The sequence below is a fragment of the Devosia sp. Leaf64 genome (assembly GCF_001421945.1).
GTDB lineage: Bacteria > Pseudomonadota > Alphaproteobacteria > Rhizobiales > Devosiaceae > Devosia.
On record NZ_LMLO01000024.1, the window covers coordinates 204,013 to 217,380 of the forward strand.

Sequence of the window (13,368 nt, forward strand, 5' to 3'; positions counted from 1 at the left end):
GAACGTCAGTCAGGAGAAACATCAGATGACACTTTCGCGTCGTACATTCGTCAAAGTCGGCGGCGCCGCCTTGGCGCTGCCGCTCTTGGGCTCGCGCGCCTTCGCGCAGCTCGAAAAGGTCAAGATCGGCTTCATCTATGTCGGTTCGATCAACGACAACGGCTACAACTATGCCCACAACCAGGGCCGTATCTACGTCGAAGAACAGCTCGGCGATAAGGTCGAGACCGTATTCGTCGAGAACGTGCCGGAAGGCCCGGACTGCGAACGAGTCCTTCGCGAACTGGCCCAGCAGGGCTGCCAGCTGATCTTCGCTACGAGCTTCGGCTTCGGTGACTCGGTGGTCAAGGTTGCTGCGCAGTTCCCGGATATCGCTTTCGAGCACGCCACCGGCTACATGAACGGCCCGAATATCGGCCTATACAATGCGCGCTTCTATGAAGGTCGTGCGGTTTGCGGCACGATCGCTGGCCACATGTCGAAGACCGGAAAGGCCGGGTACATCGGCTCATTCCCGATCCCGGAAGTGGTCATGGGCATCAACGCACTGGCACTGAGCGGCCGTCGCATCAATCCAGAATTCACCGTCAAGCCGGTCTATATCTCGACCTGGAACGACCCGGCCAAGGAAGCTGACGCGGCCCGCGCCATGATCGACCAGGGCATCGATATCGTTGCCCAGCACACCGACGGCCCAGCAGCCCTGCAGGTTGCTGCGGAGCGCGGGATCGTTGGTGGCTTCGGCCAGGGTGCCGACATGTCGGCCTTTGCGCCCGACACCCAGCTTACCGCGATCATCGACCATTGGGGCCCGCATTACCTTGCCTCCGCCGAAGCCGTTCTGGCTGGGACGTGGACGCCGGGCAATACCTGGGAAGGTCTCAAGGAAGACGTCGTGCAGATGGGGCCATATGGCGCCAAGGTGCCGGAAGACGTTCGCGCTGCCGCTGATGAGGTCAAGAATGGGCAGATCGACGGCTCCTTCCATATCTTCACCGGCCCGATCAAGGACAACACCGGCACCGAGCGCGTTGCCGCTGGCGTCGTCATGACAGACGCCGAGCTGCTGAGCATGGACTGGTATGTCGAAGGCGTCGAACAGCCGGCGTAACGTCTTGCTGGAATCGCGAGAGGCGGCGTGCTGCCCCTCGCTCTGACCTCTCCCTTCTCCCCATGTGGGAGAAGGTGGCGCGTAGCGCCGGATGAGGGGTTGCGATGGCTGAGGTATACCCCTCACCCGTCTCGCGCTGCGCGCGATCCACCCTCTCCCACAAGGGGCGAGGGGAGGCCCGGTGGTTGAGGTGAAATATGGGCGATCTGGCAATTTTCTATGAGTGGCTGATGTTTGCCGTGCGTTGGTTGCACGTCATTACAGCCATCGCCTGGATCGGGTCTTCGTTCTATTTCATCGCGCTCGACTTGGGCCTGCGCAAGACGCCGAGCCTGCCGCCGCTGGCTCATGGCGAGGAGTGGCAGGTGCATGGGGGCGGGTTTTATCACATCAACAAATATCTGGTGGCGCCGGAGTTTTTGCCCGAACACCTGACCTGGTTCAAATGGGAAAGCTACTGGACCTGGATGAGCGGTGCCACGCTGCTCGCGCTCATTTACTACGTCGGTGCCGACCTCTATCTCGTTGATCGCAATGTGCTCGACATTCCGAGCTGGGGCGCGATCCTGCTCTCGATCGGGTCGATCGTCCTAGGCTGGGTGCTTTACGACGCGCTTTGCAAATCCAAGATCGGGCAATCGACGACCGGACTGATGCTGGTGCTGTTCGCCATTCTCGTCGCGGCAAGCTGGGGCTATACGCAGCTCTTCACCGGACGCGCGGCGATGCTGCACATGGGCGCGTTTACTGCGACCATCATGGCGGCCAACGTGGCCATGATCATTATTCCCAATCAGAAGATCGTGGTGGCGGATTTGAAGGCGGGCCGGGTGCCCGACGCCAAATATGGCAAGATCGCCAAGCAGCGCTCACTCCACAATAATTACCTGACGCTGCCCGTCATCTTCTTCATGCTCTCGTCCCACTATCCGCTGGCCTTTGCAACGCAGTGGAACTGGATCATCGCCTCGCTGATCTTCCTCGTCGGCGTCGTCATCCGGCACTATTTCAACACCCGCCACGCGCGGAAGGGCGATCCGCACTGGACCTGGGCTGTTGCGGTCATTCTCTTCATCACCATTGCCTGGCTCTCGACGGCGCCAAAATTGCCGGGCATCGATACGCCAGCAGTTGCCAGCGCGACCGGCGAGCGGTTCATGGCAACTGAGCATTTCAAGCTGGCGAGCCAGACAATTCAGACGCGATGCTCCATGTGCCATACGGCCGAGCCGGTTTGGCCAGGAGTCTATGAGGCGCCGAAGAATGTCATTCTCGATAATGACATCGCCATTGCCAACCATGCCAAGGATGTCGCCATGCAGGCGGGCTATGCCCATGCCATGCCGCCGGGCAATGTCACCGAGATGACGCCTGAGGAGAGGGCTATTCTCGTTCAGTGGTTCCGTGAGGGTTCGGGCTCGTGAGCCGTACGATCCTGCGTGGGCGGGTCCTCAGTTTTCATCGGGCGCCCGAAGGCATCGACGATACGGGTAGCTATCTTTATCTCGAAGACGGCGCGGTCAGCATCCAGAATGGCGCCATCATTGCCGTCGGTGATTTTGCCGAAGCCGATACGGCTGGATCAGTGATCGTCGACCATCGGCCGAACCTGATCATGGCCGGCTTCATCGACATGCACCTCCATTATGTGCAGAGCCAGATGATGGCGTCTTATGCCGGGTCGCTGCTCGATTGGCTCAATACCTATACCTTCATCGAGGAACAGAAGTTTTCCCAGCAGGGGCATGCGGACGCGGTTGCGGTCGATTTTTATGACGCGCTGATCCGGCATGGGACGACGACGGCTGTCGCTTATTGCTCAAGCCATCCGCGTTCGGTCGACGCCTTCTTTGCCGAAGCGCAACGGCGTAATATGCTGATGGTTGGCGGCAAGGTGATGATGGATCGCAATGCGCCGGACGATCTGCTCGACACGGCGCAGTCTGGCTATGACGACACCAAGGCGCTGATCGCGCGCTGGCATGGGCGGGGCAGGGGGCTCTATGCTATCTCGCCGCGCTTTGCGATCACTTCGACGCCTGCGCAGTTGGAGATGGCGCAGGCGCTCGTTGCTGAACACGGCGACACTTACGTGCAGACCCATCTTAGCGAAAACGACGCCGAAATCTCCTATTCGATGGAGCTCTTTCCCGAGGCACCGGACTATACTGGAATTTATGAGCGCTATGGGCTTCTGGGATCCAAAACGCTTCTAGGCCACTCGATCCATCTCAATCATCGTGAGACAGCAGTGATTGCTGAGACCGGGTCGGTGGCGGTATTTTGCCCGACGTCGAATCTGTTCCTCGGCTCGGGGCTTTTTGACCGCGAGCGGCTCCTCAAGCATGGCGTGCGCATTGGGCTTGCGACCGACATTGGGGCAGGGACCAGCTTTTCCATGCTGAAGACCATGGACGAAGCCTTCAAGATTTTGCAGTTGCGGAAGCAGAGTTTTAATCCGCTGGCGTCGTTTCATCTGGCGACGCGCGGCAATGCGGAGGCGCTTGGATTGGCAGAGAAAATCGGCAGTGTGGCGCCGGGGCGGGCGGCTGATTTAGTTGTGCTCGATGCGCGAGCGACGCCGACTATGCGGATGCGGATGGGGAGTGTCGAGACGCTGGTCGAGGAAATGTTCGTCCTGCAAACGCTGGGCGACGACCGCGCGATCGCCGAAGTCTATGTGGCAGGCGCAAGGGCGAAGTCCACTTTAGGCGGGTTGTGACGCCGCCTGCGATGGCCTAAAGCTGTCGCCAAACTGTTATCGAGAGGTTCCAGGCATGAGCGACTACCTGACGAAATCCGGCTTGTCCGTCCATCCTTTGCTGGTGGATTTCGTCGAGAAAGAGGCGCTTGCCGGGCTTGGCGTATCGGCCGATCAGTTTTGGGATGGGTTGACTGCTCTGGTGCGCGAGCATGCGCCGACCAATGCTCTGCTTTTGGCCAAGCGGGATGAGCTGCAGAGCCAGATCGACGAATGGCACCACAAATATGGGCCGGTCGCCAACAATCCGCAGGGCTATGAGTTCTTTCTGCGCGAAATTGGCTATGTCGTTCCAGAGCCTCAGGATTTTACGATTGAGACGGACAATCTCGATCCTGAAATATCGAGCCTTTGCGGGCCGCAGCTGGTTGTTCCCGTGTCCAATGCGCGCTATGCGCTCAATGCCGCAAATGCGCGTTGGGGCAGCCTTTATGATGCGCTTTATGGCACCGACGTCATATCCCGCGATGGCGATTTGGCGCCGAGCAAGGGGTATAATGCGGAGCGCGGGGCTGCTGTCGTGGCGCGGGCGGCGCAGTTTCTGGACGAGAGTTTTCCGCTGGCAACAGGCAGCCATTCGGATGTGATCGGGTACCATCTCGTTAACGTTGAGGGCCAGCGACACCTGCAAGTCGATACGGCGGCGGGGCGCACGGGGCTTCGCGACCCATCCGGCTTTGTCGGCTATGGTGGTACCGAGGATCAGGGCGAGATCGTGCTCCGGCATAACGGGCTGCACGTGATCCTCGTCATCGATCCAAAGAGCCAGATCGGATCGACGCATAAGGCTGGTCTTGCCGATGTCGTGGTCGAGGCGGCGCTAACGACGATTCAGGATTGCGAGGATTCGGTCGCTGCCGTCGATGCGGAGGATAAGGTCGGCGTCTATCGCAACTGGCTCGGCCTGATGGATGGCACGCTCGAAGACACGTTCGAGAAGGGCGGGCAGTCCGTCACGCGTAAGCTCAAGGCAGACCGGACCTATAAGGACACCAATGGCCAGCCACTGGTGCTCAAGGGGCGCTCGCTGCTGCTGGTGCGCAATGTCGGGCATCTGATGACGACCGACGCGGTGCTGCTGGATGGCAAGCCGATCGGCGAAGGGCTGATGGATGCTGCGGTGACGGCGCTTTGCGCGTTGCACGACAAGGGCAACAATTCGCGGACCGGGTCGATATATGTCGTGAAGCCCAAGATGCATGGGCCGGAAGAAGTGGCCTTTGCCTGCGCGATTTTCGCGTCGGTCGAGGGTTTCGTGGGGCTCAAGTCGAACACGATCAAGATCGGTATCATGGATGAGGAGCGCCGGACTTCGGCTAACCTCAAGGCCGCGATCTATGAGGCGCGGAGCCGTGTGTTCTTTATCAATACCGGCTTCCTCGATCGGACCGGTGACGAGATCCATACGTCGATGGAAGCAGGCGCGGTGCTGCGCAAGGACGAGATCAAGTCCGAGCGCTGGATCAGCTCTTATGAAGATCGCAATGTGCTGATCGGGCTGGCTTGCGGCTTTTCGGGTCGCGCGCAGATCGGCAAGGGCATGTGGGCCCGGCCGGATGATATGGCGGCGATGATGAATGCCAAGATCGGGCATCCAAACGCTGGCGCCAATACGGCATGGGTGCCATCGCCGACGGCGGCAACGCTGCATGCGCTGCACTATCACCAGGTCAACGTGTTCGAGGCGCAGAGCCGTCGGCATAATCAAGCAGTGCCGGGACTGTCGGACCTCTTCTCGATGCCGGCACAGGTGCCCTATTCGTTGAGCCGCGAAGAGATCACGCGTGAGCTTGAGAACAATGCTCAGGGCATTTTGGGCTATGTGGTACGTTGGGTGCAGCAGGGTGTTGGCTGCTCAAAGGTGCCGGACATCAACAATGTCGGGCTGATGGAAGATCGTGCGACTTGCCGTATCTCTTCCCAGGCGGTGGCGAACTGGCTGCGGCATGGTCTGGTGAGCCGCGATGAGGTGACCTCGGTCTTCGAGCGCATGGCCAAGGTGGTCGATAGCCAGAACGAGGGCGATCCGATCTATCGGCCGATGGCGGAGAACTACCAGTCTGTCGCGTTTCAGGCGGCGCTGGATTTGGCGCTGAAGGGGGCGGATCAGCCGAGCGGGTATACGGAACCGCTGCTGCATGCGGCGCGGCGCAAGGTCAAGGCGCGGGACGGGAAGTAGGGTCGCATCCCCTCATTCGTCGTCACCACCGGGCTTGTCCCGGTGGTCCATGCGGAGGTGAGATGGATTGCCGGGACAAGCCCGGCAATGACTACGGTTAATGGGTAGTGGCCTAGACTTCCATCAACGCCAAGCGTGCCGCCTTCGCCATCTGCACCAGAACCATGTGCATGTCTTGCGGAACGCTGATGGGCTTTTCGAACCAGATGCGGCGGATGTCGTCGCCGTGGGCGATGTCGATGCCTTCTGCGTCGACGCCGGCGAGAAGCCATTTGCCGCTGGGGGCTTTGGCGTAGTGTTGAGCGTAGAGATCGACCGCGTCGGCGTGGTCTTCGTTCATGTGTTCGAGGGCGTGCGCCTCGGCAGCGGCCAAGGCCGGGTCGGCATTGGAAAGTAGATCGGCCGAGGTCAGCGCATAGGCTTTGCCGAAGCCCGCATTGAAGCTGGCGGATATGGGGTCGAGCCGCACGAAGCGGAAGTCGCCGAGGTCGGCATAGAGCTTTGCCTTGGGCTGGTGGGCCAGATAGCGCGCAGCGATGCGGAGGCTATCGGGTGCTTCTCGGTCGAGGATCGTCGCATTGGCGGCAATGGAGATTCGTGGATAGGCGAGGGGATCGCCTTTGCCCGGCTCGCCGAGAAGGAGCGAACAGCGGCCATCGGCTTTGAGCGCGGGAAAATGAGCGGCGAGGCCCGAAATCAAAAGTACAGGAGCCCCGTCAAAATCGGTCGAGACACCGACCCGCGTCACTTGCGGCGCGCCGTTTGCCGGATCTAGCGTTGCGAGCGCGCCGTGGCGCGCGGTTCGGATCAAGTCCTTAGCCTGGCGCGATGCTGCGGCATCGGTCGGCTGGAGCAGTGTTTTTTCTTCCATGACATGTCCCTCGAAGTTGATGCCGGAACTATGTCAGGAAATGATGATCGTCAATGTCAGATTATATGGGTCGGGAGGATGATATTGGTGCCATCATGGAAAACCTCCACCGTGTTAGCGACCAGATTGACCGAGGTATTTATCGGCTCACCGGTGCCGGGATTGCGGGCGTAGCGCGGGTGGGCGCCCGAGGCGATGAGAAGGCGCAGGCGATGGCCGGGGAGGAACGTGTGCGCGGTGGCATGCAATTTCAGGTGCAGCTTGGGTGCGCCTCCCGGATGGGATGAACCGTCCGGGGTGATGTGGAGGAGACCGTCGCAGATGTTGCGCGAGATGCCATCGGGCCCGACATCGTTCAGGCGGACGAAAAGATCGACATTGGGATGCTCGGCCTTGATGCTGAGGTTGACCTGGCATTGGCCGATCACTGTCAGCTTCTGGAGCAAAACCGGGCCTGTATAGACGAGGACATCGCTGCGCGCTTCAAGAGGGGCATTGTCGACTGATCCGGCGCCGGTAAAAGCAAAGATTGCGCCGCCAATATTGGGCGTTGGGTCGTTGGGATCGTAGCGATAGCTGTCGCTACCGGCTGACGGTTCTGGGCGCTCCAGAAGGCGCTTGTCCGACGCGATTGCGTAAGTGACTGGGGTCGGCGGACCTGGTGGATAGCGGTCGAACTCGTGCCAGGCATTTTCACCTGAGATGTGAAGCCGGACAGGATTTTTGCGAAGACCAGAGGCATCGCCGAGAAGCTTGGAGCGCATCCAGATCAGCGTTTCGCGGAGGTTGTCGCGTTGCAGTTCTTCGGCGATGTGGAACCAGGTGCCGACCGTCAGAAATGGCGTGTGGCCGAGTTCGACGAGGCGCTGATAGTCGGCCAAGAGTGGATCGACCATGAAGTCGTACCAGCCGGAGATGAAATGGACCGGTGGTGTCGATTTGGATAGGCGGTGGCTGTGGTCGATCTCTTTCCAGAAGCCGGCATTGCCAATGGCATGGTCGAACCAATAGCGCCAAAATGGGATCTGGTGGCCCACGGCAGCAATATCGGCGTCGATCAGGGGCAGGACGCTCGCAGCGCGCTCGGTGCGGCGCTCGATGTCACCGGAGAACATGCGAGCCGCAGTTGCCAGTGGATTGGTCCGCAGACCCTCGATGACCTGCACCCAGGACAACCAGAGATTGAGGTGGAAAGCGCCAGAGGGAAAGACGACGGGCTGGAAATTGGAGGTGGTGACCTTGGTGGCCATGGCTGAAATGGGCGGAAGAGCGTCGGAAATAGCCCACTGCGCATAGCCGAGATAAGATGGACCTGTGAGGCCTATGCGGCCGTCGTACCAGGGCTGTTGCTCGAGCCACTTGAGTGTCGCAAGACCATCGGCGCGTTCATTGGCGAAGGGGTCGAAATCGCCACCGGAAAGCTCGGTGCCGCGGCAGGCCTGGATGACCACATGGAAACCGCGTTCGGCATAGGCCTCGCAAATGGCGCCAAAGCCGCGACGGCCATAAGGGAGCCGCATGAGGATTGTCGGGTGCGGGCCATCGGCGCGGGGAGCGTAATGGTCTGTCTTGAGGAGGACGCCATCGTCCATCGGCACGGAAATGCCGCGCGTTTTCTTTACTCCATTGAGCCGTGGCGGAAGATCTTCCAGCCAGGCCAAATAGAGTGAAGAGAGGCTCATGGGCTCAGCTCACGAAGTCGAACTTGTCGACATCGAATAGCCCGCGGTCGGTCATCTTGAGATGCGGGATGACTGGCAGCGCGAGGAACGAAACCTGAAGGAAGGGTTCGGGCAGGACACAGCCCAAATCCTTGGCCGCATCGCGGAGGATATGGAGATCGTGCGCAACATCTTCAAAGGTTTTGAGGCTCATGAGGCCGGCAATCGGCAGGGCAAGTTCGGCCGTGACCTTGCCACCATCGGCGACGACGAAGCCGCCACGCAGCTCGATCAACCGATTGACTGCAACCGCCATATCTTTGTCGGTGGCGCCGACGACGGTGATGTTGTGGCTATCGTGGCCGACTGACGAGGCGATGGCGCCGCGCTTGAGGCCAAAGCCAGTGACGAAGGCGCGGCCGATATTGCCATTTTTGCCATGGCGCTCGACGACGGCGACCTTGATGACATCGGCGGCAAGATCGGGCTGGAGGCCGGTTTCTGTGGTGGCGAGTGTCGCTTCCTCGCGGAAGGTCAGGATGAGACCGGGTTTGACGCCGATAACCGGTACGCGATTTTGGCCGGGCTTGGCCTCGGTGATGAACGTCTCGGCGGCAACAGGCTTGGCTTTGACGGAGAGGAGGCCAACCGGCTCCACATGGCTGCGCGTGTCGAAGAGGGCAGGCGTGACATGGCGTCCGGCAGCGATGACGTCGGACACGCGGCAGTCTTCTAGGCTATCGACGAGGACGATGTCCGCGCGCCAGCCCGAGCCGAGGAGGCCGCGATCGCGGAGACCGAAGATGCGCGCAGCCGAGTGGCTTGCGGCGCGATAGACATGGTGAAGGGGGCGTCCCATGGCGATCAGGCGGCGGATGGAACTGTCGAGGTGCCCCTCTTCTTCGATGTCGAGAGGATTGCGATCGTCGGTGCAGAGCGCGACGAAGCTCGAGGTGTTTTCGTCGAGGATTTCGGCGAGGGCTTTCAGGTCCTTCGAGACTGAGCCTTCGCGGATCAAGATCGCCATGCCTTTGGCGAGCTTTTCACGCGCTTCCGCAGCGCTTGTCGCTTCGTGGTCGGTGCGAATGCCGGCCGCGAGATAGCCATTGAGCGCCTGGCCGAGGAGGAGGGGGGCGTGGCCGTCGATGTGACCGTCCTGATAGGCAACGAGTTTAGCGAGAATCCCGGGATCGGCGTTGAGGACGCCGGGGAAATTCATCATCTCGGCGAGGCCAAGGGCCTTGGGGTGACTGCGGAAGGGCAGCAGGTCTTCGATTTCGAGCTGGGCGCCGGCGGTTTCGAAAGGAGTGGCGGGCACGCAAGAGGAAAGGTTTACCCGCACATCCATGACAGTGCGCTCAGCGCTATCGAGGAAATATCGGATGCCTTCGGCGCCGAGAACATTGGCGATTTCGTGGGGATCACAGAGGGCGGTGGTGACGCCGTGGGGGAGGACGCAGCGGTCGAATTCGAGCGGGGTGACGAGCGAGGATTCGATGTGGAGATGGGTATCGATAAAGCCGGGGACGGCGAAGCGGCCGGTGCCGTCGATCTCGGTCTTGCCTTCGTAGCGGGCATGGGTGCCGACGATGCGGTCGGCGACGACGGCGATATCCGTGACGGTGACCGCACCGGTGATGACGTCAATCATGCCGACATTGCGAATGACGAGGTCGGCCGGTTCCTTGCCCTGTCCAGCCATGATCATGCGGGTCACGAGGGCAGGGGAGGTCATCGGCAAAGGCTCTCTTGTGGTCATATGGGAGGGTCGGTCGGGCGGCGCGCTGCGTCAAGCCCTCTCAAAAGGAACCCTGATGTGCGCAAGACGTTGGAATCATCAACACATTCGGGAGCTGACGCATGGAAACCTACGATCCGAACAAGAACGCCACCGAGGTTCGGCAGGCAAGCCCGCGCAAGATGAACATGCGCGTGCTGGTTGTGTCTCTTATCGGCGTGGTGATTGCTTTTGCGGTTATTCTCATCATCTACAACATGATGATGCCTGCGCCGACCACCTGAGGCATTTCAGGCGCGGCGCGTGCTGAAGGCGCCGCGCAATTCATTTTGCTGCCGTGATGGCTCGTTGATTTCCGTGGGGCCGTATAGGCAGTAGCGGTTGCGGCCGCTGTTTTTGGCGCGATACAGCGCATCATCGGCGAAGCGCTCCAGATCTTCCGCATTTTTGGCGACATCCCAGGCCGTCGCGATGCCGACGCTGACTCCGATGGTTGCCGAGCCGCTGGACAGTTCCATGGGCTTGGACAATTCAGCGACGATCTTTTTTGCAAGCTCGATCGGCTCGTCATGGCTGAAAATGCCCGGCTGGATCACGGCGAATTCGTCGCCGCCTAGCCGGATGAGGGTATCGTTGGGCGACAGCAAGGGTGCGAGGCGTCGGGCGACGAGGGTGAGCAATTCGTCGCCTGCTGCGTGGCCCATGCTGTCGTTCACCTCCTTGAAGTGATCGAGATCAAGGGCAAGAAGCGCTAGACGGGGCTGATTGTCGTTCGGCGGGGCAAAGCAGCTTTCGAGCGTGGCGCGGAACATGCTGCGATTGCCGAGGCCGGTCAGCGGATCGCGCAGGGCGCGTTCGTGGGCTTCTTCGCGTTCGGCCTGCAGTTGTTTGAGGACGCGACGCAGGCTGCGCAGGAGCTGCACGATGATCAGCGCCATGATCAGCACCCCGGCGACGAGCGCGGGAAGAGTGTCGCTGATCAGATGAGAGCCCGGACGGGAGGCATTCCAATCGAGCCAGGCGATCGTCTGGCCTGAACCGTCGACGACGGGAACGGCAGTGGTGCCTGCCGGTTTTTCGAGGGTGAAGGCCGGGTTGTCGACGAGATATTCCGTCCCCATGTAGTTCGCCATTTCGGCATCGAGCAGCACGACGGAGATGAAGATGGCTTCGGACCCCAGTTCGGATGGATTGGAGCCGCTCAACGACAGGAGAGGCATGGCGCCGACCAAGGCCGGGTGACCGTCGACCAGGGTGAATTCAACGATGTTGGGCGGCGTTTCGGTATTGCCCTCGTTGAAGGCGGAAATGGCGGCCTGAACGTCGAGGGTGCGCAACTGCTGGAGGAGGGGCTTCAGCCGATCGATGGTATCGACGGAGGTTTCTGGCGCGACATGACCGCCTTCGTGCACCGCCATGACGGGGTTATGCTCGGAATCGACGAGGTAAAGGCGGTTGTGGCCATAGGTCTGATAGGCGTAATTGCCGAGGTTTTCGGCAAGCCAGGCGCTGTCTCCGCGTTCATAGGCAGACACGGCTTCATCCCAGACGGCAATATCTTGCTGCGCGGTTTTCATATTGACCGCGAGTTCAGCAATTCCGCGTTTCAGCAGTTCACTTTCATGCCCATAGGCATCCGCATCGATCCGCTGGGCGGACCAGACCAGAAAGCTGCCGAGACCGACGAGCGCAATCACCGCGACCGCAAACAGCAGCAACAGAAAGCGGGTCGAAAAATGCGAACGGTCTTTGACCGACATAGCGCGCTCCAGTCAGGCACTGAGAAATCTATGTGAGGACGATGAGTGGAGGATGAATCGTGATCAGAGATTGTAACTTGCGTTAATCAACGGTTTCCGCGACGCCTGGGAGAAGTTTGCGGTCTGTTCCTCGCCCGAGTGATCAAGTAAATCTGTCTGGGAATAGAGGAGGATGATCCATGGCTATGGTCCGTGCACTGGTGCTTGAACGTCAACACGAACTCGCCCTGCGCGATATCGACATGCCGCTCAAGGTTGGTCCGGGCATGGTGCGGATCGCGATCCATACGGTCGGGGTTTGCGGGTCGGACGTGCACTATTATACGCATGGCCGGATCGGGCCTTTTGTCGTCAATGAGCCGATGGTTCTCGGCCATGAGGCATCGGGGACAGTGGTCGAGGTCGGGCAGGGCGTCGATCACCTCAAGGTGGGCGATCGCGTCTGCATGGAGCCTGGCATTCCTGACGCCAATTCGCGGGCGAGCCGGCTGGGCATGTATAATGTCGATCCCGCTGTCCGCTTCTGGGCGACCCCGCCAATCCACGGCGTACTGACGGCTGAAGTCGTGCATCCTGCAAATTACACGTTCAAACTGCCGGACAATGTCAGTTTTGCCGAAGGCGCGATGGTTGAACCATTCGCAGTCGGCATGCAGGCGGCGGCCAAGGCCAAGATCACGCCCGGAGATACCGCGGTCGTTCTTGGCGCGGGACCAATCGGCACGATGGTGGCATTGGCGGCATTGGCAGGTGGGTGTGCCCGCGTGATCATTGCCGATCTGGCGCAGCCAAAGCTTGATATCGCGGCGCAGTATCAGGGGATCATTCCGGTCAATATCCGCAACGCCAATATCGCCGAGAAGGTCAGCGAGATCACCGATGGATGGGGCGCGGACGTTGTCTTCGAATGCTCAGGATCGCCCAAGGCTTGGGAAACGATCATGGACCTGCCGCGGCCGGGCGGCGCGATCGTCGTCGTCGGTTTGCCTGTCGAGCCGGTCAAGGTCGACATTGCCGGCGCCTCGACAAAGGAATTGCGGATCGAAAATGTCTTCCGCTATGCCCATCAATATGACCGCGCCATCGCGCTGATTGCCTCGGGCAAGGTGGACCTCAAGCCGCTCATTTCCGAAACGTTTGCCTTCGAAGCTTCCAAGGCGGCATTCGACCGGGCAGTGGAAGCACGCCCGGACGATGTCAAACTGCAGATCCGCTTCGAGCGCTAGGTTTCGGAACCAAACAAAGTCCGGCAGATTGTCACCTAAGCGTCACTTTCGGACATTGCGG

At 60.3% G+C, this 13,368-nt stretch carries 10 protein-coding genes; 6 read left to right on the forward strand and 4 right to left on the reverse strand.

Annotation, left to right across the window (positions count from 1 at the left end):
• Window positions 1-25: 25 nt before the first annotated feature.
• From ASE94_RS18620 to ASE94_RS18635, 4 genes are all read left to right on the forward strand, one after another.
• Window positions 26-1,111, forward strand: a complete 1,086-nt coding sequence (locus ASE94_RS18620) for a BMP family ABC transporter substrate-binding protein (protein WP_062631581.1) — start codon at window positions 26-28, stop codon at window positions 1,109-1,111.
• A 197-nt stretch (window positions 1,112-1,308) separates the two neighbouring features.
• Window positions 1,309-2,535, forward strand: coding sequence for a urate hydroxylase PuuD (locus ASE94_RS18625; RefSeq protein WP_062631582.1), 1,227 nt, complete (start codon window positions 1,309-1,311; stop codon window positions 2,533-2,535).
• On the forward strand, window positions 2,532-3,833 hold the full coding sequence (gene guaD, locus ASE94_RS18630; protein WP_062631583.1) for a guanine deaminase: 1,302 nt from the start codon (window positions 2,532-2,534) through the stop codon (window positions 3,831-3,833). Before ASE94_RS18625 ends, guaD begins: the two co-directional genes overlap by 4 nt.
• 55 nt (window positions 3,834-3,888) lie before the next feature.
• Complete coding sequence (locus ASE94_RS18635; protein ID WP_062631584.1) at window positions 3,889-6,051, forward strand: malate synthase G; 2,163 nt, start codon at window positions 3,889-3,891, stop codon at window positions 6,049-6,051.
• A 112-nt stretch (window positions 6,052-6,163) separates the two neighbouring features.
• Here the strand turns inward: ASE94_RS18635 and ASE94_RS18640 are convergent, their stop codons facing one another.
• The 3 genes from ASE94_RS18640 to ade are packed head-to-tail and all read right to left on the reverse strand — an operon-like array spanning window position 6,164 to window position 10,318.
• Window positions 6,164-6,922 (reverse strand): DUF2470 domain-containing protein, encoded by a 759-nt coding sequence (locus ASE94_RS18640; RefSeq protein ID WP_062631585.1) that lies wholly within the window; start codon window positions 6,920-6,922, stop codon window positions 6,164-6,166.
• Window positions 6,923-6,978: 56 nt separating this feature from the next.
• Complete coding sequence (locus ASE94_RS18645) at window positions 6,979-8,604, reverse strand: CocE/NonD family hydrolase (protein ID WP_062631586.1); 1,626 nt, start codon at window positions 8,602-8,604, stop codon at window positions 6,979-6,981.
• Between the two features lie 4 nt (window positions 8,605-8,608).
• Entirely contained in the window at window positions 8,609-10,318 is a 1,710-nt protein-coding gene (gene ade / locus ASE94_RS18650) for an adenine deaminase (protein ID WP_156352218.1), read from the reverse strand.
• Between the two features lie 125 nt (window positions 10,319-10,443).
• Between ade and ASE94_RS21065 the strand changes: the two genes are divergently transcribed.
• Window positions 10,444-10,605, forward strand: a complete 162-nt coding sequence (locus tag ASE94_RS21065) for a hypothetical protein (RefSeq protein WP_156352219.1) — start codon at window positions 10,444-10,446, stop codon at window positions 10,603-10,605.
• Window positions 10,606-10,611: 6 nt separating this feature from the next.
• Here ASE94_RS21065 and ASE94_RS18655 read toward each other — a convergent pair whose 3' ends face one another.
• Entirely contained in the window at window positions 10,612-12,081 is a 1,470-nt protein-coding gene (locus ASE94_RS18655; RefSeq protein ID WP_062631588.1) for a diguanylate cyclase, read from the reverse strand.
• 179 nt (window positions 12,082-12,260) lie between these two features.
• Between ASE94_RS18655 and ASE94_RS18660 the strand changes: the two genes are divergently transcribed.
• Window positions 12,261-13,307 (forward strand): NAD(P)-dependent alcohol dehydrogenase, encoded by a 1,047-nt coding sequence (locus ASE94_RS18660; protein ID WP_062631589.1) that lies wholly within the window; start codon window positions 12,261-12,263, stop codon window positions 13,305-13,307.
• Window positions 13,308-13,368: the final 61 nt, after the last annotated feature.

Excerpts from the sequence above, each read along its gene's own strand:
- ASE94_RS18625 (WP_062631582.1), top strand. The coding sequence starts at position 1,309 with ATGGGCGATCTGGCAATTTTCTATGAGTGGCTGATGTTTGCCGTGCGT.
- ASE94_RS18655 (WP_062631588.1), bottom strand. The coding sequence starts at position 12,081 with ATGTCGGTCAAAGACCGTTCGCATTTTTCGACCCGCTTTCTGTTGCTG.
- ASE94_RS18640 (WP_062631585.1), bottom strand. The coding sequence starts at position 6,922 with ATGGAAGAAAAAACACTGCTCCAGCCGACCGATGCCGCAGCATCGCGC.
- ASE94_RS18635 (WP_062631584.1), top strand. The coding sequence starts at position 3,889 with ATGAGCGACTACCTGACGAAATCCGGCTTGTCCGTCCATCCTTTGCTG.
- ASE94_RS21065 (WP_156352219.1), top strand. The coding sequence starts at position 10,444 with ATGGAAACCTACGATCCGAACAAGAACGCCACCGAGGTTCGGCAGGCA.
- ASE94_RS18620 (WP_062631581.1), top strand. The coding sequence starts at position 26 with ATGACACTTTCGCGTCGTACATTCGTCAAAGTCGGCGGCGCCGCCTTG.
- ASE94_RS18645 (WP_062631586.1), bottom strand. The coding sequence starts at position 8,604 with ATGAGCCTCTCTTCACTCTATTTGGCCTGGCTGGAAGATCTTCCGCCA.
- ASE94_RS18660 (WP_062631589.1), top strand. The coding sequence starts at position 12,261 with ATGGCTATGGTCCGTGCACTGGTGCTTGAACGTCAACACGAACTCGCC.
- ade (WP_156352218.1), bottom strand. The coding sequence starts at position 10,318 with ATGACCTCCCCTGCCCTCGTGACCCGCATGATCATGGCTGGACAGGGC.